Source organism: Pseudomonas sp. QE6 (genome assembly GCF_041379005.1).
GTDB lineage: Bacteria > Pseudomonadota > Gammaproteobacteria > Pseudomonadales > Pseudomonadaceae > Pseudomonas.
Genome location: NZ_CP166873.1, coordinates 2494596 through 2517933, shown reverse-complemented (window position 1 = coordinate 2517933; position 23338 = coordinate 2494596). Strand labels below are relative to the sequence as shown.

At 65.7% G+C, this 23338-nt stretch carries 19 protein-coding genes; 9 read left to right on the top strand and 10 right to left on the bottom strand.

Annotation, left to right across the window (positions count from 1 at the left end):
• Positions 1 to 171: 171 nt before the first annotated feature.
• Together argF and ACAW63_RS11565 are read left to right on the top strand one after the other, a co-directional pair.
• Positions 172 to 1089, top strand: a complete 918-nt coding sequence (gene argF, locus ACAW63_RS11570; protein ID WP_371233786.1) for an ornithine carbamoyltransferase — start codon at positions 172 to 174, stop codon at positions 1087 to 1089.
• 133 nt (positions 1090 to 1222) lie between these two features.
• Positions 1223 to 2308, top strand: coding sequence for an ABC transporter ATP-binding protein (locus ACAW63_RS11565; protein ID WP_371233784.1), 1086 nt, complete (start codon positions 1223 to 1225; stop codon positions 2306 to 2308).
• Positions 2309 to 2311: 3 nt separating this feature from the next.
• Here the strand turns inward: ACAW63_RS11565 and ACAW63_RS11560 are convergent, their stop codons facing one another.
• A complete protein-coding gene (locus ACAW63_RS11560) occupies positions 2312 to 3094 on the bottom strand; it encodes a PhzF family phenazine biosynthesis protein (protein ID WP_371233783.1) in 783 nt (260 codons plus the stop codon).
• Between the two features lie 93 nt (positions 3095 to 3187).
• Complete coding sequence (gene ybaK / locus ACAW63_RS11555; protein ID WP_275610605.1) at positions 3188 to 3658, bottom strand: Cys-tRNA(Pro) deacylase; 471 nt, start codon at positions 3656 to 3658, stop codon at positions 3188 to 3190.
• Positions 3659 to 3830: 172 nt separating this feature from the next.
• Here ybaK and glpK point away from each other — a divergent pair, with 172 nt between their 5' ends.
• From glpK to ACAW63_RS11535, 4 genes are all read left to right on the top strand, one after another.
• Positions 3831 to 5345 (top strand): glycerol kinase GlpK, encoded by a 1515-nt coding sequence (glpK, locus tag ACAW63_RS11550; protein WP_371233781.1) that lies wholly within the window; start codon positions 3831 to 3833, stop codon positions 5343 to 5345.
• Positions 5346 to 5502: 157 nt separating this feature from the next.
• A complete protein-coding gene (locus tag ACAW63_RS11545) occupies positions 5503 to 6258 on the top strand; it encodes a DeoR/GlpR family transcriptional regulator (protein WP_371233779.1) in 756 nt (251 codons plus the stop codon).
• Positions 6259 to 6409: 151 nt separating this feature from the next.
• Entirely contained in the window at positions 6410 to 7951 is a 1542-nt protein-coding gene (gene glpD / locus ACAW63_RS11540) for a glycerol-3-phosphate dehydrogenase (RefSeq protein WP_371233777.1), read from the top strand.
• A 94-nt stretch (positions 7952 to 8045) separates the two neighbouring features.
• On the top strand, positions 8046 to 8372 hold the full coding sequence (locus tag ACAW63_RS11535) for a GlpM family protein (protein WP_371234648.1): 327 nt from the start codon (positions 8046 to 8048) through the stop codon (positions 8370 to 8372).
• Position 8373: 1 nt separating this feature from the next.
• Here the strand turns inward: ACAW63_RS11535 and ACAW63_RS11530 are convergent, their stop codons facing one another.
• The 6 genes from ACAW63_RS11530 to ACAW63_RS11505 all read right to left on the bottom strand — a co-directional run bounded on the left by ACAW63_RS11530 (position 8374) and on the right by ACAW63_RS11505 (position 16443).
• The gene (locus tag ACAW63_RS11530) at positions 8374 to 9459 is read right to left on the bottom strand and encodes a PAS domain-containing protein (RefSeq protein ID WP_343574322.1); all 1086 of its coding nucleotides are present in this window, start codon (positions 9457 to 9459) and stop codon (positions 8374 to 8376) included.
• A 262-nt stretch (positions 9460 to 9721) separates the two neighbouring features.
• Positions 9722 to 10681: a PDR/VanB family oxidoreductase gene (locus tag ACAW63_RS11525; protein WP_275610600.1), complete on the bottom strand. Its 960-nt coding sequence runs from the start codon at positions 10679 to 10681 to the stop codon at positions 9722 to 9724.
• A gap of 61 nt (positions 10682 to 10742) precedes the next feature.
• Positions 10743 to 12191, bottom strand: a complete 1449-nt coding sequence (gabD, locus tag ACAW63_RS11520; RefSeq protein WP_371233775.1) for an NADP-dependent succinate-semialdehyde dehydrogenase — start codon at positions 12189 to 12191, stop codon at positions 10743 to 10745.
• Positions 12192 to 12243: 52 nt separating this feature from the next.
• A complete protein-coding gene (locus ACAW63_RS11515; RefSeq protein ID WP_371233773.1) occupies positions 12244 to 13365 on the bottom strand; it encodes an aromatic ring-hydroxylating dioxygenase subunit alpha in 1122 nt (373 codons plus the stop codon).
• 138 nt (positions 13366 to 13503) lie between these two features.
• On the bottom strand, positions 13504 to 15123 hold the full coding sequence (locus ACAW63_RS11510) for a BCCT family transporter (RefSeq protein WP_275610597.1): 1620 nt from the start codon (positions 15121 to 15123) through the stop codon (positions 13504 to 13506).
• 234 nt (positions 15124 to 15357) lie between these two features.
• Positions 15358 to 16443, bottom strand: a complete 1086-nt coding sequence (locus tag ACAW63_RS11505; RefSeq protein ID WP_275610596.1) for a tartrate dehydrogenase — start codon at positions 16441 to 16443, stop codon at positions 15358 to 15360.
• A gap of 102 nt (positions 16444 to 16545) precedes the next feature.
• Between ACAW63_RS11505 and ACAW63_RS11500 the strand changes: the two genes are divergently transcribed.
• Positions 16546 to 17460, top strand: a complete 915-nt coding sequence (locus tag ACAW63_RS11500) for a LysR substrate-binding domain-containing protein (RefSeq protein WP_371233770.1) — start codon at positions 16546 to 16548, stop codon at positions 17458 to 17460.
• Between the two features lie 319 nt (positions 17461 to 17779).
• Here ACAW63_RS11500 and ACAW63_RS11495 read toward each other — a convergent pair whose 3' ends face one another.
• Positions 17780 to 18775 carry an alpha/beta fold hydrolase gene (locus ACAW63_RS11495; RefSeq protein ID WP_371234646.1) on the bottom strand — a complete coding sequence of 332 codons (996 nt, stop codon included), beginning with the start codon at positions 18773 to 18775 and terminating at the stop codon, positions 17780 to 17782.
• A gap of 200 nt (positions 18776 to 18975) precedes the next feature.
• On the opposite strand from ACAW63_RS11495, the gene ACAW63_RS11490 reads away from it, so the two are divergent.
• Positions 18976 to 19419 carry a CopD family copper resistance protein gene (locus tag ACAW63_RS11490; RefSeq protein ID WP_371233768.1) on the top strand — a complete coding sequence of 148 codons (444 nt, stop codon included), beginning with the start codon at positions 18976 to 18978 and terminating at the stop codon, positions 19417 to 19419.
• Positions 19420 to 19435: 16 nt separating this feature from the next.
• On the opposite strand, the gene metE is transcribed toward ACAW63_RS11490, so the two are convergent.
• Positions 19436 to 21733, bottom strand: coding sequence for a 5-methyltetrahydropteroyltriglutamate--homocysteine S-methyltransferase (metE, locus tag ACAW63_RS11485; RefSeq protein WP_371233767.1), 2298 nt, complete (start codon positions 21731 to 21733; stop codon positions 19436 to 19438).
• A 122-nt stretch (positions 21734 to 21855) separates the two neighbouring features.
• Here metE and metR point away from each other — a divergent pair, with 122 nt between their 5' ends.
• Positions 21856 to 22776: a transcriptional regulator MetR gene (metR, locus tag ACAW63_RS11480; RefSeq protein WP_343574339.1), complete on the top strand. Its 921-nt coding sequence runs from the start codon at positions 21856 to 21858 to the stop codon at positions 22774 to 22776.
• Positions 22777 to 23338: the final 562 nt, after the last annotated feature.

Below are 23338 nucleotides of genomic sequence, written 5' to 3'. Positions count from 1 at the left end.
CACCCGATCCCTCTCCGGACGAAACTTGCGTAGATGCGTAATTTCCTTATAGGATCGCGCCTTCCCCCATTTTCCGCTCCATGCGGTCCCGCCGCAGGTTCAGCCGTTTTTTCTCACGAAATCCGGTCGCTACCTCGGCCCGATTCTGAGAATAAGTAGTAGGTACGAACCATGAGCGCACGGCACTTCCTCTCGATGCTGGATTACACGACCGACGAACTTCTCGGTCTGATCCGCCGCGGCAGCGAGCTGAAGGACCTGCGTGACCGAGGCGTGCTCTACGAGCCCCTGAAGAACCGCGTGCTGGGCATGATCTTCGAGAAGGCCTCGACCCGTACGCGGATTTCCTTCGAAGCCGGCATGATCCAGCTCGGCGGCCAGGCCATCTTCCTCTCCCCGCGCGACACCCAGCTGGGCCGTGGCGAGCCGATCGCCGACGCCGCGAAGGTAATGTCGCGGATGGTCGATGCGGTGATGATCCGCACCTTCGCCCACAGCAACCTGATCGAGTTCTCCGAGAACTCCCGCGTGCCGGTGATCAACGGCCTGTCGGACGACCTGCACCCCTGCCAGTTGCTGGCCGACATGCAGACCTTCCACGAGCATCGCGGCAGCATCGCCGGCAAGACCGTGGCCTGGATCGGCGACGGCAACAACATGTGCAACAGCTACATCGAGGCGGCCATCCGCTTCGACTTCCAGCTGCGCGTGGCCTGCCCGGAAGGCTATGAGCCGAACGCCGCCCTGCTGGAGCTGGCGGGCGAGCGCGTGAAGGTCGTCCGCGACCCGCGCGAAGCGGTGGCCGGCGCGCACCTGGTGAGCACCGATGTCTGGGCCTCGATGGGCCAGGAAGACGAAGCGGCCGCGCGCCTGCGCCTGTTCCAGCCATATCAGGTAACACGTGCGCTGCTCGATGGCGCGGCGGCGGATGTACTATTCATGCACTGCCTGCCGGCCCACCGTGGCGAAGAGATCAGCGAAGACCTGCTGGACGACGCGCGTTCGGTGGCCTGGGACCAGGCGGAAAACCGTCTGCACGCCCAGAAAGCCCTGCTCGAACTGCTGGTCGAGCACGCCCACTACGCCTGACAACCTGTCCATCCGCCGCCCGTGCCTGCCCGGGCGGCGTTGGAAGCAGGAACCGGCGTAGGCTGCGCTTCATTTCCTGCTTCCGCCCGGCCTGAACTGCGCTCGGCGAGAGGCCGAACAGGTTCCAAGCTCGATGACCCCACCACTGCTGCTCACCCTCGATAACCTTTCCTGTGGCTATGAACAGCAGCGCGTGGTGCAAGGCGTCAGCCTGCACCTGAACGCGGGCGACATCGGCTGCCTGCTGGGCCCTTCGGGCTGCGGCAAGACCACCACGCTGCGCGCCATCGCCGGATTCGAACCGGTGCAGGGCGGGCGCATCGAACTGGCCGGCGAAGTCATCTCCCGCCCCGGCTTCACCCTGTCGCCGGAGAAGCGCCGGATCGGCATGGTGTTCCAGGACTACGCGCTGTTCCCGCACCTGTCGGTGGCGGACAACATCGCCTTCGGCATTCGCAAGCATCCCGAGCGCAAGCGCATCGTCGACGAGTTGCTGCAGCTGGTGAAGCTCGATGCCCTGGGCCAGCGCTATCCGCACGAACTCTCCGGCGGCCAGCAGCAGCGCGTGGCCCTGGCCCGCGCGCTGGCCCCGCAACCGCAACTGCTGCTGCTCGACGAACCCTTTTCCAACCTCGACGTGGAGCTGCGCCGCCAGCTCAGCCACGAGGTGCGCGACATCCTCAAGGCGCGCGGCACCAGCGCCATCCTGGTCACCCATGATCAGGAAGAAGCCTTCGCCGTCAGCGACCATGTGGGTGTATTCCGCCACGGCCGACTGGAGCAGTGGGACACTCCGTTCAATCTCTACCACGAACCGCAGACGCCCTTCGTGGCCAGCTTCATCGGCCAGGGTTATTTCATTCGCGGCCAGATGCACGGACCCGACGCGGTGCAGACCGAACTGGGTGTGCTGCGCGGCAACCGCGCCTACAGCCTGCCCGATGGCAGCGCGGTGGATGTGCTGCTGCGTCCGGACGACCTGGTGCCTGCCGCCGAGGGTGCGCTCAAGGCGCGGATCGTCGGCAAGTCATTCCTCGGCGCTGCGACCCTTTACCGTCTTCAGCTGCCCACCGGCACCCAGCTGGAATCGATCTTCCCCAGCCATGCCGATCACCAGCCCGGTGACGAGGTAGGCATCAGCGTTGCCGCCGAGCACCTGGTACTGTTCCCCGCCCAGGGCAGCGTGGAAGCGCAGCAGGTCCTCAACCGCCAGCGTTGACCGTCAGATGACGATCCGGCCGCTGGCGATCAGCCGCGAATGGCCGGCGATACGCACCCGATCCCCCTCCAGGCGGCACCACAGCTCGCCGCCACGCGCCGAGCACTGGTAGGCGCGCATCTGCAGCTTGTTCAGGCGCTGCGACCAGTAGGGAATCAGGCTGCAATGGGCAGCGCCGGTGACCGGGTCTTCGTTGAGGCCGATGGCCGGGGCGAAGAAGCGCGAGACGAAGTCATAGTCGTCGCTGCGCGCGGTGACGATCACCCCCAGGTACGGCATGCGCGCCAGCGCCGCGAAGTCGGGCGAACAACTGCGCACCGCGTATTCCGACTCCAGCAGCACCAGCAGGTGCGCCTGGGTGCTCAGGGCGTCCACTACCGGCAGGCCCAGCGCCTGCTCCAGCTCCACGGTGCTGCCCGCCTCGCTCGGTGTCTGGGCGGGGAAGTCCAGGGCCAGTCGGCCTTCCTCGCGGAACACCCGCAGCGGCCCGGATTGCGAATTGAACTCCAGGGACTGGCCCGGCTCGCCGAACACCTCGAACAGCACATGGGCGCTCGCCAGCGTGGCATGGCCGCACAACGGCACCTCGGCGGTCGGGGTGAACCAGCGGATGCGCCAGCCGTCGGCCTCGTTCACCAGGAACGCGGTCTCGGACAGGTTGTGCTCGGCGGCGAGCTTCTGCATCAACTCGTCGGCCAGCCAGGCATCCAGGCGGTAGACCATCGCCGGATTGCCGGCGAAGGGGCGGTCGGTGAAGGCATCGACCTGATGGAAGTCGAGTTGCATGACAGTCTCCTGAAAAGTGATGCCCGAGCATGACAGAAGCCGCCGAACCGCGAACCGTACAGAACGGACCAGACAGTCGACTGCTTCGACCGTTCAGCTTCGACCGATCGGGGCGAACTTCGCGGCAGTCAGCGTGGCCAGCGTCCCGGCGCTCAGCTCCACTTCCAGGCCGCGCCGGCCGGCGCTGACATGGATGGTCGGGAAGCCCTGGGCGGATTCGTCGATGAAGGTGCGCAGGCGCTTCTTCTGTCCCAGCGGGCTGATGCCGCCGACCAGATAGCCGGTGGCGCGCTGGGCGGCGTTGGGGTCGGCCATGTCGGCCTTCTTCACCCCGGCGGCATGGGCCAGGGCCTTGAGGTCCAGGGTGCCGGCCACCGGCACCACGGCCACCAGCAGCTCGCCCTTCTCGCTGGCGGCGAGCAGGGTCTTGAACACCCGGGCCGGATCGAGGTTGAGCTTCTCGGCGGCCTCCAGCCCATAAGAGGGCGCCTTGGGGTCGTGCTCGTAGCTCAGCACCTGGTGTTCGGCGCGGTTCTTCTTCAGCAGGTCGATGGCGGGAGTCATGATCGGGCGGGCTTCTCGCAAGCGGCTTTCCAGCGCATAACAGTAAGCCAAGGTGTGGCGCGCTGCACGGAGTTCGCTTCACCGACGGGGATGAATCCCGTATGTTCTGCGCCATTCTCTTCTCGGCTCCACAGCCGGGATCGCCGAACGGAATCCGCACAAGGCCGCCGCCATGACGAACCTTACGAACAAGAAATACGTCGTTGCCCTCGACCAGGGCACCACCAGTTCCCGCGCCATCATCTTCGATCATGATGCCAACGTCGTAAGCGTCGCCCAGCGCGAGTTCGCGCAGATCTACCCGCAGCCGGGCTGGGTCGAGCACGACCCCATGGAGATCTGGGCGACCCAGAGCTCGACCCTGGTGGAAGCGCTGGCCCAGGCCAACATCGGCGTCGCCGAGGTGGCCGCGATCGGCATCACCAACCAGCGCGAGACCACCCTGGTGTGGGACAAGACTACGGGCCGGCCGATCCACAACGCCATCGTCTGGCAATGCCGGCGCAGCGCGGCGATCTGCGAGCAGCTAAGGCGCGACGGGCTGGAACAGCACATCCGCGACACCACCGGGCTGGTCATCGACCCCTACTTCTCCGGCACCAAGCTCAAGTGGATCCTCGACAACGTCGACGGCGCCCGCGCACGCGCCCAGCGCGGCGAGCTGCTGTTCGGCACCGTGGACAGCTGGCTGATCTGGAAGCTCACCGAAGGCGAGGTGCACGTCACCGACTACACCAACGCCTCACGCACCCTGCTGTTCGATATCCACACCCTTGACTGGGACGAGCGCCTGCTCACCGCCCTGGACATTCCGCGGGCCATGCTGCCGCAGGTGCGCGCCTCCTCCGAAATCTACGGCCACTGCAAGGTCGGCGGCCTGGGCGTGCACCGCACGCCGATCGCCGGGATCGCCGGCGACCAGCAGGCCGCGCTGTTCGGCCAGATGTGCGTGGAGCCGGGCCAGGCGAAGAACACCTATGGCACCGGCTGCTTCCTGCTGATGAACACCGGCGCCAAGGCGGTGAAATCCACCCACGGCCTGCTCACCACCATCGCCTGCGGCCCGCGCGGCGAAGTGGCCTATGCGCTGGAAGGCGCGGTGTTCAACGGCGGCTCCACCGTGCAGTGGCTGCGCGACGAGCTGAAGGTGATCAACGACGCCCACGACTCCGAATACTTCGCCACCAAGGTGAAGGACAGCAACGGCGTGTACTTGGTCCCCGCCTTCACCGGCCTCGGCGCCCCCTACTGGGACCCGTACGCCCGCGGCGCGCTGTTCGGCCTGACCCGCGGGGTGAAGGCCGACCACCTGATCCGCGCCACCCTGGAATCCATCGCCTACCAGACCCGCGACGTGCTCGACGCCATGCAGCAGGACGCCGGCGAACCGCTGCGCGCCCTGCGCGTGGACGGCGGCGCGGTGGCCAACAACTTCCTCATGCAATTCCAGGCCGACATCCTCGGCACCCCGGTGGAGCGCCCGCAGATGCGCGAAACCACTGCCCTCGGCGCCGCCGTGCTGGCGGGTCTGGCCTGTGGTTTCTGGGGCAGCCTTGCGGAATTGAAGAACAAGGCGGTGATCGAGCGGGTGTTCCAGCCGGCGTGTGACGAAGCGGAGCGCGCACGGCTGTATGCGGGGTGGAAGAAGGCCGTTGAGCGTACCCGCGGCTGGGCCGCGGAGGACTGACGCGACAGGCTCTTTGTAGGAGCGAGCTTGCTCGCGAACCGCCTGATGCCGACGTGCCAAGCGGGGTTCGCGAGCAAGCTCGCTCCGACAAGTTCATGACAGACCCTGCCCACTCCGGCATCCTTGCCCCTTCGGCCCGTCCCAGCGAGCACCGCGCATGAACCTGCCACCCCGACAGCAAAGCATCCTCGACCTGGTCCGCGAGCGCGGCTACCTGAGCATCGAGGAACTCGCCCAGCAGTTCGCCGTCACCCCGCAGACCATCCGCCGCGACATCAACCAGCTCGCCGAACAGAGCCTGCTGCGCCGCTACCACGGCGGCGCGGCCTGGGACTCGAGTGTCGAGAACACCGCCTACAACACCCGTGCCGACCAGATGCGCGACGAGAAGCAGCGCATCGCCGAAGCCATCGCCGCGCACATCCCGGACAACGCCTCGCTGTTCATCAACATCGGCACCACCACCGAAGCGATCGCCCGCGCCCTGCTCGGCCACAGCCACCTGAAGATCATCACCAACAACCTGCACGTGGCCAGCATCCTCGCCGGCAAGGCCGACTTCGAAGTGCTGGTCGCCGGGGGCACGGTGCGCAGCGACGGCGGCGTGGTCGGCCAGGCGGCGGTGGACTTCATCGAGCAGTTCCGCGTCGACTTCGCCGTGGTCGGCATCAGTGGCATCGACGACGACGGCAGCCTGCTGGACTTCGACTACCAGGAAGTGCGCGTCTCCCGCGCCATCATCGACAACGCCCGGCAGGTGTTCCTCGCCGCCGACTCCAGCAAGTTCGGGCGCAACGCCATGGTGCGCCTCGGCCCGATCGCCCTGGTCAACCGCGTGTTCACCGACAGCCCGCCGCCCGCCGCCGTGGCGCGCCTGCTGGCGCAGCACAAGGTCCAGCTCGAACTGGTCTGAGCCGACACCCCAGTCGACAGTTTCAATTTCGAAAAATCTGACGAACGCTTGCGCGATTTCGCGCCTCGGGGTGGTCATGTTTCGTTCATCGAACTAAGATATTTTCGAAAACGAACATAAACGCGTTCATTTCCAATGCCGAGGCGCCCCCATGAACCCAACCCGCTCACGCCACGCGCCCCTGGCCGAAGTCTATGACCTGGCCGTCGTCGGTGGCGGCATCAATGGCGTGGGCATCGCGGCAGACGCCGCCGGGCGCGGCCTGTCGGTGTTCCTCTGCGAACAGCATGACCTGGCCAGCCACACCTCCTCCGCCAGCAGCAAGCTGATCCACGGAGGCCTGCGCTACCTCGAACACCACGAATTCCGCCTGGTGCGCGAAGCCCTGGCCGAACGCGAAGTACTGCTGGCCAAGGCACCGCATATCGTCCATCCGCTGCGCTTCGTCCTGCCGCACCGTCCGCACCTGCGTCCGGCCTGGATGATCCGCGCCGGCCTGTTCCTTTACGACCACCTCGGCAAGCGCGAGAAGCTGCCAGGTTCGCGCGGCCTGCGTTTCGGCCCGGAAAGCCCGCTGAAAGCCGAGATCAGCCGCGGTTTCGAATATTCCGACTGCTCGGTGGACGACGCCCGCCTGGTGGTGCTCAACGCCATGAGCGCCCGCGAGCACGGCGCGCATATCCACCCGCGCACCCGCTGCCTCAGTGCACGGCGCAGCAAGGGGCTGTGGCACCTGCACCTGGAGCGCAAGGACGGCAGCCTCTACTCGGTCCGCGCCCGCTGCCTGGTGAACGCCGCCGGCCCCTGGGTCGACCGCTTTTTGCGCGAGGAACTGCGCCAGCGCCCGCCCTATGGCATCCGTCTGATCCAGGGCAGCCACCTGATCGTGCCGCGCCTCTACGACGGCGATCATGCCTACATCCTGCAGAACGAGGACCGCCGCATCGTCTTCGCTATCCCGTATCTGCAGCGCTTCACCCTGATCGGCACCACCGACCGCGAATACCAGGGCGACCCGGCGCAGATCCGCATCAGCGAGGAAGAGACCGATTACCTGCTGAACGTGGTCAATGCCCACTTCAAGCGCCAACTCGGCCGCGAGGACATCCTGCGCAGCTTCTCCGGGGTTCGCCCGCTGTGCGATGACGAGTCCGACGATCCGTCCGCCGTCACCCGCGACTACACCCTGGCGCTGGACAACACCCCCGGCGAAGCCCCGCTGCTCTCGGTGTTCGGCGGCAAGCTCACCACCTACCGCAAGCTCGCCGAAGCCGCGCTGGAGCAACTGGCACCCTACTTCGCCGGCGTCATGGGTCCGCGCTGGACCGCCAGCGCCCCGTTGCCCGGCGGCGAAGCGATGCTCGGCATCGAGGACCTGGCCATCCAATTGATGGAGCACCTGCGCCAGCTCGACCCCGCTCTCGCCCGGCGCTGGGCCAGCACCTACGGCAATCGCATCTGGAAGCTGCTGGACGGTGCCGCCAACCTCAGCGAGCTGGGCGAACACCTGGGTGGCGGGCTCTATGCCCGTGAAGTGGAATACCTGTGCCGCGAGGAGTGGGCGCGCGAAGCCGAAGACATTCTCTGGCGCCGCACCAAGCTCGGCCTGTTCCTCACCGACCGGCAGCAGGAGCGGCTGGAGCAGTTCCTGCACAGCGAAAGCCCGCTGGAGCCGAGCACGCAGGTGGCCTGAACGCACGCTCTGATTGACGGCCCGCCGCGCTCGCCGATAATGCCCGACGCCACCATTCCGGTGGCGTCGCTGTATCGAGAACTCCGTGGACCTGATTCTCAAGGCAACCCTCGGCGCCGGCGTGGTGCTGATCCTCGCCGCGCTGTCGAAGACGCGCAATTACTACATCGCCGGGCTGGTGCCGCTGTTCCCCACCTTCGCCCTGATCGCCCACTACATCGTCGGCAAGAGCCGCTCGCTGGATGACCTGAAGACCACCATCGCCTTCGGCATGTGGTCGATCATCCCCTACTTCGTCTACCTCGCCGCGCTCTACCTGCTGGTGGATCGCCTGCGCCTGGAGCTATCCCTGGCGATGGCGGCGCTGGCCTGGCTGGTGGCCGCCTCGCTACTGGTGGGCATCTGGGTGCGCCTGCACTGAATCAGGCACGTTCGGCCAGGCGGGCTTCCAGTTCCGCGATGCGCGCCTGCAGGCGGTCGCGTTCGGCGCGCTCGGCGCTGATGTCCTCGAACACGCTGATCAGGTGGTCGGGCAGGCCATCCTGGCGGCGGCGCTGCAGCGAGGTGCGCACGCGCACCCAGACATACGCGCCGTCGCGCCGGCGCACGCGCTTTTCCACCACGTAGCGGTCGAAATGGCCGGCCAGCAGTTGGCGCAGCAATTCGAGATTCTTGCCCAGGTCATCCGGGTGGGTGAGGTCCTGGAAGGTCATGGAGTACAGCTCCAGCGGGCTGTAGCCGAGCAGTTCGCAGAGGCTGCCATTGACCCGCTGCCAGCCGCCGTCCAGGCCGATGTAGGCCAGTGCGCCCCAGGTCAGTTCGAAGATCGCGCGGAAACGCTCCTCGCTGTTGCGCAGCGCCTCCTCGGTGATCATCCGCGCGGTGTTGTCCATGCTGATACCGACCATTTTCACCGGTCTTCCCGCCGCGTCCTGGACCACGGTGGCGCGGGAGGCGATCCAGCGCAGCGCGCCATCGGGCTGGAAGATGCGGAAGTCGCACTCGCAGGTACCGCCCTCGGCGATGGCGCGGTCGTACATGGACTGCATGGCGGCGACGTCCTCCGGCGGCAGATGGCGCCAGAAGTCCTTGTTGGAGGTGACCGGCCAGCCATAGACGGCCTCGACGTTGGGCGAGTAGGTCACTTCGTCGCTGATCAGGTTCCATTCCCAGGTGACGATGCGTGCGCCTTCCTGGGCCAGCTTCATGCGCGTCTCGCTTTCCATGATCTCGGCGGTGTAACGGCGGCGCAGGTCGGTCATCGGCAGTTCGATCGGCTCGGCCTGCTGCACGTCGCGCAGGGCTTCCTCGCCGTAGCGCAACCAGATCCAGTTGACCTTGAGGAAATCCGCCAGCTTGCGCAGGTTGTCGTAGTCGATCTCGCCACCCTTGGTCCACTTGTGCACCGCGGTGCGCGAGATGCCCAGGGCCGTGCCCACTGCCTGCAGGGTCAGCTTGTGGAGTTCGAGCAATTCCTTGAGACGGAAGGCGAAGCTGTTTTCCTGCATGGAAGGCGTGGTCCCTGAAAGTCGTCGAGGACCGCAGTATACACAGCTGTAAACTGGTGGATAACAGAGGCGTGGCAGTTACGGATAGATGGAACGTAGGGCGTATAACGTTCGACGTTATACGCCGTTTGACCGTAGCCCACCGCACTCCGGACGGGAGCCCGCAGCTCCATGCCAGAGCGCTTCGAGCGTAGTCGGAGCCGACGATGGAGCGCGGTGTATCGGCGTACAACCGCGAACGGTTGTACGCCCTACGCACGGATCAGAGATCGATCACCAGGCGCTCGCCACGGGCACGCGAGACGCAGAGCATCATGGTCTGCTGCGAGGCTTTTTCATCGTCGGAGAGGTACTGGTCGAAGTGCTCGACCTCGCCTTCGAGGATGGCCGTCTCGCAGGTGCCGCAAACACCTTCGCGGCACAGGCACTCCACCTTGGCGGCCTTCACGTTCTCGATGGCCTGGATGATGGTCATGCCCTCTTCCACCCGCAACTCGCGGCCGGAGCGGCCCAGCACCAGGGTGAAGGCGCCGCCGCTGGCCGGGGCCGCGGCGAACTGTTCGAAGTGCACGCGGGATTCGGCGATGCCGGCCTTTTTCGCACCGTCGATCACGGCATCGATCAGCGGCTTGGGACCGCAGACGTACACGTGGGCGTCTTCCGCCAGCGAGGCGAACAGCCCGGCAAGGTCCAGGCGGCGTTCCAGGCTGTCGATGTAGAAACGCACACTCTCGGCATGCGGGCCGTCGGCGAGGTCGCCCTGGAAGGCGCCGTGCTCCGGGCTGCGGAAGGCGTAGTGCAGTTCGTAGGGCACCGCGCCGCCTTCCAGCTCATGCAGTTGGGAAAGGAACGGGGTGATGCCGATGCCGCCGGCGATCAGCACATGGCGTCCGGCCTTGGGGTCCAGGCCGAACAGGTTGTTCGGGGTGGAAATGGTCAGCTCGCTGCCGACTTCCACCTGCTGGTGCATGAAGGCCGAACCACCCTTGGACTGTTCTTCCAGGCGCACGCCGATCTGGTAGTGGCTCAGGTCGCGCGGGTCGCTCATCAGCGAGTAGGCGTTGCTCAGGCCGTCGGTCATTTTCACGATCACGTGGCTGCCACCGGTGAAGGCCGGCATCGGCTGGCCATCGGTGCGCGCCAGGGTGAAGCGCTTGATCTGCGGGGTCGCCTGTTCTACCGCGGTCACCCGCACGCTGAACATCTCGTATGTGTTGGCCATCATTCACCTCAATTGCGACACGGGGCGGCGGCCTCGCCGCCCCGGCTATTCCTCGCCCGGCTCACACCGCCAGGCAGAGGTACTTGATTTCCAGGTAGTCCTCGATGCCGTACTTGGAGCCTTCGCGGCCCAGGCCCGACTGCTTGACGCCACCGAAGGGCGCGACCTCGTTGGAGATCAGCCCGGTGTTGACCCCGACCATGCCGTACTCCAGGCGCTCGGCGACCCTGAATACGCGGGCCAGGTCGCGGCTGTAGAAGTACGCGGCCAGGCCATAGAGGGTGTCGTTGGCCAGTTCAATCACTTCGGCGTCGGAAGAGAAGCGCACCAGCGCCGCCACCGGGCCGAAGATTTCGTCCTGCAGCAGGTCCATGCCGGGGCGGATGCCGCCAAGCACGGTAGGCTCGAAGAAGTTGCCGCCGCGCGCGTGGGGCTTGCCGCCCAGCACCAGCTCGGCGCCCTTGGCGGTGGCGTCATCGACCAGGCTCTGCACCTTGGCCACGGCCTTGTCGGTGATCAGCGGACCGATCTGGGTACCCTGCTCCGCGCCGTGGCCGACCGCCAGTTCGCGCACCCGCTCGACGAAGCGTGCGGAGAAGCGTTCGTACACCGCGTCATGCACGTAGAAGCGATTGACACATACGCAGGTCTGCCCGGCATTGCGGTATTTGGCGATCAGGGCGCCTTCCACCGCCGCCTCGATGTCGGCGTCCTCGAAGACGATGAACGGCGCGTTGCCGCCCAGCTCCAGGGAAACCTTCTTGATGGTCTCGGCGCACTGGCCCATGAGCAGGCGGCCGACCGGCGTGGAGCCGGTGAAGCTGAGCTTGCGCACCAGCGGATGGCCGGTGAGCTGGGCGCCGATGGCCGGCGCGTCGCCGGTGACCACGCTGAGCACGCCCGCCGGGATGCCGGCACGCTCAGCCAGTTCCACCAGTGCCAGTGCGGAGAACGGCGTTTCGTTGGCCGGCTTGATCACCATGGTGCAGCCGGCGGCGAGGGCCGGCGCGGCCTTGCGAGTGATCATCGCCGCCGGGAAGTTCCACGGGGTGATGGCCGCGCAGACGCCGATGCCCTGCTTGATCACCAGCAGGCGCTTGTCCGCCGCCGGGCTGGGAATCACGTCGCCGTAGATGCGCTTGCCTTCTTCGGCGAACCATTCGATGAACGAGGCCGCATAGCGGATTTCACCGAGGGCTTCGTGCAGCGGCTTCCCCTGCTCGAAGGTCATCAGCCGGGCCAGGTCTTCTTCGTGTTCGAGCAGCAGCTCGAACCAGCGACGCAGGATCTGCGCACGCTCCTTGGCGGTTTTCGCCCGCCAGCCTTCCAGTGCGGCGTTGGCCGCTTCGATGGCGCGCACCGCTTCGGCGCTGCCCATCAACGGCACGCTGCCCAGGCGCTCGCCCGTGGCCGGGTCATGCACGTCCAGGCTGCGGCCGTCGTCGGCGTCGCACCAGCGCCCATCGATGTAGGCTTGCTGGCGGAACAGGTTGGAATCGTTGAGTTTCACGCAAGGCACTCCGCGAGAGACCGCCGGCCGCAGGGGCCGGCGGCGATATGGATCAGTCGAGGTGGGCGACGGCGATCAGGTTGTGGAAGTGGGCGATGCCGTGCTCGCTGATACCGGAGCGCTCCTTGTCCACCATGATCCGGCCCTGGCCACGGTAGCCGCGGGACTTCAGGCCCTTCTGTACGCTCTCCACCAGGCGCAGGTCTTCCGGACGGAAGACTTCGCGGTACCAGTCGATCAGCTTCTGCTGCTCTTCGGTGATGTCCTTGTTGAGGAAGTAGATGTCGTAGTGCTGCAGGGTGGTTTCGGCATCGACCGGGAACTCATAGATCACGGTCATGAAGTTGGCGCCCGGCGGCACGTTGAACATGGTGCACGGCCAGGCCCAGAAGCCGGCGAAGGACGGATCGGAAATGCCTTCGTCGACCTTGAACGACTGCTCGGAGGACTTGGCGATGCCGTACTGCAGCGACCAGTTGCCGTGCAGGGTGTGGGTGTACTGGCCAACGTCCACGGAGTCGGCGAAGCTCGGGTGAGCCGGGCCGCAGTGGTAGCACTCCATGTAGTTGTCGACGATGGACTTCCAGTTGGCCGGGGTGTTGCTGACGAAGCGGGCGGCCAGGTGCAGGTCGTCGATCACGCCGCAGGCCTGGCGCATGCGCGCTTCCAGGCCCGGCAGCTGCTCTTCGACGCTGCCGGCATCGAGATCCATGTTGATGAAGATGAAGCCGGCGTACTCTTCGACCTTCACCGGCACCAGGCTGTAGTCGCCCTTGTCGAAGGCTTCCACCTGGTCGCAGTTGCGCACGTGGGTCAGCTCGCCGTCGAGCTTGAAGGTCCAGGCGTGGTACGGGCAGGCGATCACGTTCTTGGCGATGCCGCCGGTGCCTTCCAGCAGTTGGTGACCGCGGTGCGGGCAGACGTTGTAGAAGGCGCGCAGCACGCCGTCACGACCACGGACGACGATGATGCTCTCGCCGATCACTTCGCGGACGATGTAGGCGTTCTTTTCCGCCACTTCGCTGCGGTGGCCCATGCAGATCCAGCTATGGGCGAAGATCTTTTCCTTCTCGTGCTCGAACACGGCATCGCTGGTGTAGAACTTCGCCGGAATGGTGTAGGCGTGGTTGGGGTTGTTGCAGAAATCGGCGGGCAGGCGTTCGAAATCGGTCATCGTTCTATCTCCAGGCTTCATCGACTCGCGGCGAGGCGGTCGGTTTACTTATTGGTTAACTGCAACCTATTGGTTAACAAAACAGGCAAAAAAAAGCCTGCGTGGCGCCGCCCAGAGGCGGACGGCGCCACGCAGGAATTACTGGGCCATTGCCTCGGCCAGAGGCTTGCGCACCGGCGCGGGCTCGGCGCTTTCCGGCAGGGCCTCGTCGGCCATGGCGGCGGCTTCTTCCTCGATACGGTAGGCCGGCACCTTGGCGTAGTCCTCCAGCATCCACTTGATGAAGCCGTAGACCTTCACCAGCAGGATCAGGGTGAACGGGATCGCGGTGAGCACCACGGCGGTCTTCATGGTCGACAGCGAGGCCTTGGCGAACAGCATGGCCAGCGGCACCAGGGTCAGGGTGATGGCCCAGAACAGACGGTGAGTCGGAGTCGGGTCGTCGCCTTCTTCCAGGTTGCGGGTGCTGGTGGCGGCCACGGCGTAGGCGGCGGCGTCCATGTGCGAGGCGCAGAACACGGCCATGATGAACAGGTACACGGCGAGGAACACCTTGCCCCACGGCAGGCCTACCAGCAGCGCTTCCACCGCGCTCTCGCCACCCTGCTCGGTGAGGATCTTCGGTACGTCGATGGCGCCGGTGATGAACTGGTGCATGCTGTAGCTTTCCAGCGCGCCGAAGAAGAACCAGCAGCCGAAGCTACCGCCCAGCAGCAGGGCGAACACCACTTCCTTGATTTGCCGGCCACGGGATACGCGGGTCACGAACATCGCCACGCCCGGCGCGTAGGACACCCACCAGAGCCAGTAGAACACCGTCCAGTTGCGGGTGAACGCGCCATCGCCCGCCGGGTCGGTGAACAGGCTCATGTGCACGTAGTTCTGGATCATCAGGCCGATGCCGTTGGCGGTGTTGTTGATGGTGAACTGGGTCGGACCGACCAGCAGTACCACCGCGGCGAACACCAGGGCGCCGTAGCAGACGATCTTGCTCAGCTTCTGCAGGCCGCCGTCGATGCCGATGTAGGAGCTCAGGGAGAACAGCACGGCGATCATGCCAATCACCATGACCTGTACGGTGAAGGTGTCCGGCGTGCCGACCAGGCCGGAGAGGCCGCGGGTCAGGGTCGAAGCGGTGAGCGCCAGGGAGACGGTGAGCGCGCCCATCATGGTCAGCAGGAAGACCAGGTCGACCAGGCGGCCTACCGGGCCGGTGGCCTTGAAGCCGGTGACGGCTTCGACGATGGAAGCCAGGTTCAGGCCGCTCTTCTTGCGCACGTGGAAGTGATAGGCCATGGCCAGCGACGCCAGGGCATAGATCGACCAGGCGCTGATGCCCCAATGGAAGAACGAATAGCTGACGCTGTACTCCAGGGCCTCACGGGACTGCGGAGCGATGTTCAGGCCGGGCGACTGGTAGTAGTAGGCCCATTCCATAACGCCCCAGTAGAGGGTCGAGGAGCCCATGCCGGCGCAGATGAACATGAACACCCAGGTCGCGGTGGAGTATTCCGGCTTGCCACTGCCCAGACGGATGTTTCCGTACTTGCTGAAGGCGATGTACAGCACTGCCAGCGAACTGCCGAAGATCAGCAACTGGACCGCGGTACCGAAGGAACGGGTGGAGAACTCGAACAGCTGATTGGCCGCGTGTTCCGCCTCTGCCGGGAAGGCAGCGAGGCCGATCACGGTGAGCAGGACGGCAACCAGGCTCATGGTGATCAGGAATACATCGACCTTTTTATTCTTGTGGGACATCAGGCGTCTCCTGAGACGATTTTATTGTGCTTCACATCCCCGCCCAGGCAGGCGATGGGACATGAAGTGCAGCGCTAGGGCAGGTTGACGTTTCTCCTATCAATCAACCATTGGTTAACAACAATCTATTGGTTAACAGTGTGCGGTGATTTGCCACGCAACGCAAGAGCAGTCCATCGCCTCATGGCGGCGCCATACCCCGTCCAGGGCAGGCGCCAGCCCGAAGCGAAGGGATCAGCCGGCGACGATCTCGGCGATGGCCTGGCCGACCGCCTGGGTCGACAGCTTGCCGCCCATGTCGCGAGTGACGTTGCCGTTGGCGATGACCTGCTCGATGGCGCTCAGGATGTCGTCATGGGCGGCGCGGTAGCGCTCGTCGTCCTGGCCGAGGAACTCCAGCATCAGCGCGCCGGACCAGATCATGGCGATCGGGTTGGCGATGTTCTGGCCGAAGATGTCCGGGGCCGAGCCGTGTACCGGCTCGAACAGCGAGGGGAACTTGCGCTCGGGGTTGAGGTTGGCCGACGGCGCGATGCCGATGGTGCCGGCGCAGGCCGGGCCGAGATCGGAGAGGATGTCGCCGAACAGGTTGGAAGCCACCACCACGTCGAAACGCTCCGGCTGCAGCACGAAGCGCGCGCAAAGGATGTCGATGTGTTGCTTGTCCCAGCTGATTTCCGGGTAGTTGGCGGCCATCGCGGCGGTGCGCTCGTCCCAGTAGGGCATGCTCACGGCCATGCCGTTGGACTTGGTCGCCGAGGTGACGTGCTTGCGCTCGCGGGTCTGGGCCACGTCGAAGGCGTACTTGAGAATGCGGTCCACGCCACGGCGGGTGAACACCGATTCCTGCAGCACGAACTCGTTCTCGGTGCCTTCGAACATCCGGCCGCCCAGGGAGGAGTACTCGCCCTCGGTGTTCTCGCGGATCACCACGAAGTCGATGTCGCCGGGCTTCTTGTTGGCCAGCGGGCACGGCACGCCGGGGAACAGGCGTACCGGGCGGATGTTCACGTACTGGTCGAACTCGCGGCGGAACTTGAGCAGCGAGCCCCACAGGGAGATGTGGTCCGGCACCTTGTCCGGCCAGCCGACGGCGCCGAAGTACAGGGCGTCGAACTGCTGCAACTGCTCGAACCAGTCGTCCGGCATCATCTTGCCGTGTTCCAGGTAGTAGTCGCAGCTGGCCCACTCGAAGTGTTCGATCTCCAGATTAAGGCCGTGCTTGCGCGCCGCCGCCTGAACCACGCGCAGGCCCTCGGGAAGGACTTCCTGGCCGATACCGTCACCGGGAATGGCAGCGATTCTGTATGTCTTGCTCATGAGGGCACCCTTGCAGATGGGATGGGGAAGAAGTGGCCTTCATGCTATAAGCCGACAAATCAAACATAATCATCACTTCCGTGGATTCTTGGATCACGAATCGTGAACAATCTTCCCAACCTGGAGGACCTGCGGGTCTTCATCCAGGTCGCCCGCTGCTCCAGCTTCGCCAGCGCCGCCGCCGAGCTGGGCATGTCCACCGCCTTCGTCAGCAAGCGCATCCGCCTGCTGGAGGAGGACCTCGGCGTGCGCCTGCTGCACCGCACCACTCGTCGGGTATCGGTGAGCGAGGACGGCGAGCGCGTCTACCAGTGGGCGCTGCGCATCCTCGACGCGGTGCAGCGGATGGGTGACGACGTCTCCGCCCTGCACCGCGAACCCAGCGGCCAGCTGCGCATCGCCAGCAGCCTGGGGCTGGGCCGGCGCTTCGTCGCCCCCGCCCTGTCGGAACTGGCGACACGCCACCCGCAACTGGATATCCGCCTGGACGTGCAGGACCAGCTGGTGGACCTGATCGACGAAGGCTTCGACCTCGACGTGCGGGTGGGCAACGAGATCGATCCGCACCTGATCGCCAAGCCCCTGGCGCGCAACCGCCGGGTGCTCTGCGCCGCGCCCGCCTACCTCGAACGGCGCGGCACGCCGCGCACCCTGGCGGAGCTCGCCGGGCACGACTGCCTGGTGATCAAGGAGCGCGACCACCCCTTCGGCGTCTGGCACCTGCAGGGGCCCAATGGCGAGGAGAACGTGAAGGTGACGGGGCCGCTGTCGTCCAACCACGGCGAGGTGGTGCACCAGTGGTGCCTCGACGGACGCGGCATCCTGCTGCGCTCCTGGTGGGACGTGCACGACAGCCTGGCCGATGGACGCCTGCAGCGGGTGCTACCGGAATACCAGCAGCCGGCCGACATCTGGGCGGTGTACACCGCGCCGCTGGCCAGCTCGGCCAAGGTACGGGTGGCGGTGGAGTTCCTCCGCCAGTACTTCGCCGAGCGCTACAGCCTGCCGGAAACGTGACGGTCATAGGCCTGCGCGTCCCCGGGTTTTTGATCTCGTAGGAGCAACTGTCTTGTCCCGGCTGAATCTGTGCCAGGGCTTTCCCCCTCACCCCAGCCCTCTCCCCCTGGGAGAGGGTTAGGGTGAGGGCCAACCCGAGCGCAGATGCATCTCGTAGGAGCGGAGCTTCTCCGCGAAGTCCCGACCGGCGCGCCCTGAACGGCCCGGCGTGAATCGGACCATTTCGCGGACAAGGTCCGCTCCTAAGGGAGCCGTCCAAATCCGGAGGAGCGGGTCATGCCCGCGAAGAGCGCCTCCTACAGGCTGGCGCTACGCAGGATCAGAGCTGCGCGACGTGCCCGTTCCCCTGATGCGCCCGCAGGTAGGGCAACACCGCGCCGAGCAGCGGTTCCTTGAAGTCTTCCTGGAACCGATGCGCCATGCCGGGGATCAGCTTCAGCTCCGAGCCGCGGATATGCGCCGCCACATGCACCCCGTGCATCACCGGCAGCAGGGGATCGGCGGTGCCGTGGACCACCAGGGTCGGCACGTCCAGGCGGTTGAGCAGCTCCACCCGGCTCGGCTCGGCGAGGATCGCCAGCATTTGCCGCTGCACGCCCTCGGGGTTGAAGGCGCGGTCGTAGGAGCGCGCCGCCTGTTGCAGCAATTGCTGGCGGTCGTCGCGCACGTCGGGGCTGCCCAGTGCAGCCAGCAGATCGGCCTGCTGCTCGATGGCCTGTTCGCGGCTGGCCGCCTCGCGCCGGGCGAGCAGGCGCAGCAGCGACTCGCTGGGCGCCGGCAGGCCTTCGGCGCCGGAGCTGGTCATCACCAGGGTCAGGCTGATCACCCGCTCCGGCGCAAGGTCGGCGACATGCTGGGCAATCATCCCGCCCATGCTCGCCCCCAGCACGTGGGCACGCTGAATGTGCAGCGCATCGAGCAGACGCAGCGAATCACCGGCCATGTCGGTCAGGCTATAGGGCGCGCTCACCGGCAGGCCCAGGCGATAGCGGATCACTTCGTAGGTCAGGTTGCCGCTGGGCGTGGGAATGCGCCAGGCGGACAGGCCGACATCGCGATTGTCATAACGGATGACCCGGAAGCCCTGCTGGCAGAGCGCCTCGACCACCTCGTCGGGCCAGTGGATCAGCTGGCCGCCCAGGCCCATGATCAGCAGCAGTGCCGGGTCCTGCGGACGGCCGATGCTCTGGTAGGCCAGGCGCACGTCGCCCAGGTCGACCAGCTCGGTCGGCACCCAGGGATCGCAACGATCGCCGGCAAAAGTAAAGAACGGCAGTCCGCACAAAAGGGCGACCGCCAGCAGGAAGGCACGCATCATGAAAATCCGGAACGCAAAACCCCAGTGGAACGGGATTCTGATGAATTTCCGTCATTCGCTCTGCCACAGGTCCGTGACAATTTGATTAAAGGCGCTGAGCGGTCATGCCCCCGTCACAACGCGCGGCGTGACCGGGATCATGGGCGAGCCACAGCCCGCTGGCGAAGATAGCGGCTTCCCCTTCGGAACCCAGCGCCATGGCCTACCCGCTCCTGCTTACCCTGCACCTGCTCGCCGCGATCCTGTTCGTCGGCACGGTGTTCTTCGAAGTGCTGGTCCTGGAGAGCGTCCGCCAACACGTGCCGGCGCGGGCCATGAACCTGGTGGAAGCCGCCGTCGGGCGGCGCGCCCGGCGTCTGATGCCGTGGGCCATCCTCGTCCTGTTCGGCGCCGGCCTGGGCATGCTGCAGCTGCGCTACCTGCCGCTGCTGGCCGATCCGCTGGCGTCCACCTTCGCCACCCTGCTCAGCCTCAAGCTGCTGCTGGCTGCCAGCGTGCTCGGGCATTTCGCCTTCGCCATGCTGTCCTTCCGCACCGGCCGCATGACCGGCCAGCGCTCGCGGCGCATCCACTACAGCGTGTTCGTCCATGTGCTGGCCATCGTGGTGCTGGCCAAGGGGATGTTCTACCTGAGCTGGTGAGTTGCGCCGGAGCGCCTCAAGCGAACTCGCGGCGCAACTGGCGGGCCGCCGCGACCATATTGATCAGCGCCGCCTCGGTCTCGGGCCAGCCGCGGGTCTTCAGGCCGCAGTCAGGATTGACCCACAGGCGGGCGGCGGGAATCCGCTGCGCCGCCTTGCGCAGCAGGGCAACCATCTCCTCGGTCCCCGGTACCCGCGGCGAGTGGATGTCGTAGACGCCCGGGCCGATCTCGTTGGGGTACTCGAACGCCTCGAAGGCTTCCAGCAGCTCCATGTCCGAGCGCGAGGTCTCGATGGTGATCACATCGGCGTCCATGGCGGCGATGGACTCGATCACGTCGTTGAATTCGCTGTAGCACATGTGGGTGTGGATCTGGGTTTCGTCCCGCACGCCCGAGGCGCACAGGCGGAAGGCCTCGGTGGCCCAGTCCAGATAGGGTTTCCACTGGTCCCGGCGCAATGGCAGGCCCTCACGGAACGCCGCCTCGTCGATCTGCACGATACGGATGCCGGCGCGCTCCAGATCCGCCACCTCGTCGCGGATCGCCAGCGCCAGTTGGCGCGCCTGCACCTCGCGCGGCACGTCCTCGCGCGGGAAGGACCACATCAGCATGGTCACCGGGCCGGTGAGCATGCCCTTCATCACCTTGCCGGTGAGGCCCTGGGCATAGCGAATCCAGTCGACGGTCATCGGCCGCGGACGGCTCAGGTCGCCGACGATCACCGCCGGTTTCACGCAGCGCGAACCGTAGCTCTGCACCCAACCGAAGCGGGTGAAGGCGTAGCCATCGAGTTGTTCGGCGAAGTACTCGACCATGTCATTGCGCTCGGCCTCGCCGTGCACCAGCACGTCAAGGCCAAGCCCCTCCTGCAGCACCACGGCATGGCGAATTTCGCTGTGCATGGCCTCCGCGTAGTCCGCAGCCGACAGCGTGCCCTGGCGGAACGCCTGACGCGCCAGGCGAATCGCCGGGGTCTGTGGGAAGGAACCGATGGTGGTGGTCGGAAACAGCGGCAGGTCGAGCCCCGCCCGCTGCTTTTCGATACGCACGGCAAAGGGTGACTGGCGCTGTGCATCCTGGGTACGAACGCCCGCCACCCGCGCCTGCACCTCGGGCTTGTGAATGCGCGGCGAGGCGGCGCGACGCGTCTGCACGGCACGGCTCCTGGCCAGCGCGACGAGCACGTCCGGCGCTTCGGGCTGGTTCACCGCCCGCGCCAGCAGCGCTACCTCGGCGCACTTCTGCACGGCAAAGGCCAGGGAGTCCTTCAGCTCGGCGTCCAGTTGGTCTTCGCGGTCCAGATCCACCGGGCAATGCAGCAATGAGCAGGAGGGCGCCACCCACAGCCGCTCGCCCAGCCGCTCGTGGGCGTGACGCAACACCTCCAGCGCCGCCTCCAGGTCGCAGCGCCAGACATTGCGCCCGTTCACCAGGCCCAGGGACAGCACCTTGTAGGACGGCAGACGGTCAAGGATGGTCGGATACTGCTGCGGTGCACGCACCAGGTCGATATGCAGGCCGTCCAGCGGCAGGCTCGCGGCCAGGCCGAGGTTGTCTTCGAGGCCGCCGAAATAGGTGGCGATCAGTTTCTTAAGCGGTTCGCGCTGGAGCAGGTTGTAGGCGCGCTCGAAGGCGTTCTTCCAGTCCTGCGGCAGGTCGAGCGCCAGGATCGGCTCGTCGATCTGCACCCACTCCACGCCCTGGGCGGCCAGGCGCTGGAAAATCTGGCCGTAGACCGGCAGCAGCCGTTCCAGCAGTTCGAGCTTGTCGAAGCCGGCGTGCGCGCCCTTGAGCTTGCCCAGCCACAGGTAGGTGAGCGGGCCGATCAGCACCGGTTTGACGGCGTGTCCCAGCGCCAGCGCCTCATCCACCTCCTCGAACAACTGCTCCCAGTTCAGCTCGAACTGCTGGTCGGCGCTGAATTCCGGGACCAGGTAGTGGTAGTTGGTGTCGAACCACTTGGTCATCTCTTGTGCATGGGCGCCATTGCAGCAGACATCGCCGCGCAGGCCACGGGCCATGGCGAACAGGGTCTGCAGCGTCGGCTTGCCATCCTGCGGGCGGAAGCGCTCGGGAATCACGCCGAAGGTCAGCGAGTGGGTCAGCACCTGGTCGTACCAGGCGAAATCACCCACCGGCAGCAGTTCGATGCCGGCATCCTTCTGTGCCTGCCAGTTCGTGGCGCGCAGCTCACGTCCCACATTGCGCAGTCCGGCCTCGTCCAGCTCGCCTTTCCAGAAGGCCTCCAGCGCCTTTTTCAGTTCACGGTCGCGACCGATGCGGGGGAAGCCGAGGGTGTGGGCCAATGCCATGGCGAAATCTCCAAACCAATACGTCGATGCACGCATTGTCGACAGCAGGCCCTTCATGAGACAAACTCAATTCCTTCGCGTTGTAATCAAGTTTTCCTCATATTGAGGCCGAGGCCGGCACCATGCTTGAACTCCGTCACCTGAAAACCCTCCACGCCCTGCGCGAGGCCGACAGCCTCGTGGAGGCGGCCGAGCGCCTGCACCTCACCCAGTCCGCCCTCTCCCACCAGTTCAAGGAACTGGAGGACCGCCTCGGCCTGTCGCTGTTCATCCGCAAGACCAAGCCAGTGCGCTTCACCAGCGCCGGCCTGCGCCTGCTGCAACTGGCCGACAGCGTGCTGCCGCAACTGCGCGGCGCCGAACGCGACCTGGCGCGCCTGGCCGGCGGCACCGCCGGCCGCCTGCACATGGCCATCGAATGCCACAGCTGCTTCCAGTGGCTGATGCCGACCATCGACCAGTTCCGCGATGCCTGGCCGGAAGTGGAACTGGACCTCGCCTCGGGTTTCTCCTTCGCCCCGCTGCCGGCCCTGGCCCGTGGCGACCTCGATCTGGTGGTGACCTCCGACCCGGTGGACCTGGCCGGCATCACCTACGTGCCGCTGTTCACCTACGAGGCGCTGCTGGCGGTGGACAACCACCACGCGCTGGCCGGCAAGTCGTACATAGTCCCGGAAGACCTGGCCAGCCTGACCCTGATCACCTACCCCATCGAACGCGACCGCCTGGACATCTTCACCCGCTTCCTGGAGCCCGCCGACATCGAGCCGGCCCAAGTGCGGACCTCGGAACTGACGGTGATGATGATGCAGCTGGTGGCCTCCGGGCGCGGCGTCTGCAGCCTGCCCAACTGGGCGCTGCACGAATACAGCTCGCGCGGCTACGTCACCGCCAAGCGCCTGGGGGAAAAAGGCCTGTACTGCACGCTGTTCGCGGCGATTCGCGCCGACATGCTGGACGCGCCGTTCATGCGCGACTTCCTGCTGACGGCCAAGGACACCTCCTTCGCTACCCTGGAAGGCGTCAGCGCAGCGAAGAGCTGACACTGGAATCCCACAGGAAAGGCAAGTCTGACGAAAAGCCTCTGGTTCGCAGGGAAGCGTGCTCAACCGCCCAGCCCTGAGCGCCCTACACCGTCGCCCATAAAACCTGCATGGCCGTGCATAAAAAAGCCCGCCATTGCTGGAGGGCCAAGGACTAAACGATTGACTAGTCGATCAATCTTTAGGGCGCCCTGTAGGAACAGGGCGCGGAACATATGATCCAGCAGCTGACAGCCGTCTCCAAGCCCCAGATATCCACGTAAGAAAAGACCTAGGCCGATTTGAGATAATCAGCACATCGTCGGGCATTTCCCCGAGCTGCCTGCACCTCTCCCCTCCAAACTAAGGACCTTTCCGATTTCACCTGAGAAAGATCAGGCATGAAGGGCACCGGAATAGTGAACGAAAAAAAGCCCATCCTCGCGGATGGGCTTCGGGAGCTAACGGATGCAACGCTTTTATCGTCGTTATGCTGGAGCAGACGCCGCGAGATGGGGAGGACGCGGCGTTGGAGCCATCATTGATCAGCCCTGCAAGCCAGCAAAGAAAGCTACAAGCAGAT

Bases quoted from the DNA above. Each gene is read 5' to 3' on its own strand.
- ACAW63_RS11565 (WP_371233784.1), top strand. From the start codon at position 1,223: ATGACCCCACCACTGCTGCTCACCCTCGATAACCTTTCCTGTGGCTAT.
- ACAW63_RS11495 (WP_371234646.1), bottom strand. From the start codon at position 18,775: ATGCGTGCCTTCCTGCTGGCGGTCGCCCTTTTGTGCGGACTGCCGTTC.
- metE (WP_371233767.1), bottom strand. From the start codon at position 21,733: ATGGCATTGGCCCACACCCTCGGCTTCCCCCGCATCGGTCGCGACCGT.
- ACAW63_RS11515 (WP_371233773.1), bottom strand. From the start codon at position 13,365: ATGACCGATTTCGAACGCCTGCCCGCCGATTTCTGCAACAACCCCAAC.
- ACAW63_RS11490 (WP_371233768.1), top strand. From the start codon at position 18,976: ATGGCCTACCCGCTCCTGCTTACCCTGCACCTGCTCGCCGCGATCCTG.
- ACAW63_RS11525 (WP_275610600.1), bottom strand. From the start codon at position 10,681: ATGGCCAACACATACGAGATGTTCAGCGTGCGGGTGACCGCGGTAGAA.
- argF (WP_371233786.1), top strand. From the start codon at position 172: ATGAGCGCACGGCACTTCCTCTCGATGCTGGATTACACGACCGACGAA.
- ACAW63_RS11530 (WP_343574322.1), bottom strand. From the start codon at position 9,459: ATGCAGGAAAACAGCTTCGCCTTCCGTCTCAAGGAATTGCTCGAACTC.
- ACAW63_RS11560 (WP_371233783.1), bottom strand. From the start codon at position 3,094: ATGCAACTCGACTTCCATCAGGTCGATGCCTTCACCGACCGCCCCTTC.
- metR (WP_343574339.1), top strand. From the start codon at position 21,856: ATGCTTGAACTCCGTCACCTGAAAACCCTCCACGCCCTGCGCGAGGCC.
- ACAW63_RS11510 (WP_275610597.1), bottom strand. From the start codon at position 15,123: ATGTCCCACAAGAATAAAAAGGTCGATGTATTCCTGATCACCATGAGC.
- ACAW63_RS11545 (WP_371233779.1), top strand. From the start codon at position 5,503: ATGAACCTGCCACCCCGACAGCAAAGCATCCTCGACCTGGTCCGCGAG.
- glpK (WP_371233781.1), top strand. From the start codon at position 3,831: ATGACGAACCTTACGAACAAGAAATACGTCGTTGCCCTCGACCAGGGC.
- ybaK (WP_275610605.1), bottom strand. From the start codon at position 3,658: ATGACTCCCGCCATCGACCTGCTGAAGAAGAACCGCGCCGAACACCAG.
- glpD (WP_371233777.1), top strand. From the start codon at position 6,410: ATGAACCCAACCCGCTCACGCCACGCGCCCCTGGCCGAAGTCTATGAC.
- ACAW63_RS11505 (WP_275610596.1), bottom strand. From the start codon at position 16,443: ATGAGCAAGACATACAGAATCGCTGCCATTCCCGGTGACGGTATCGGC.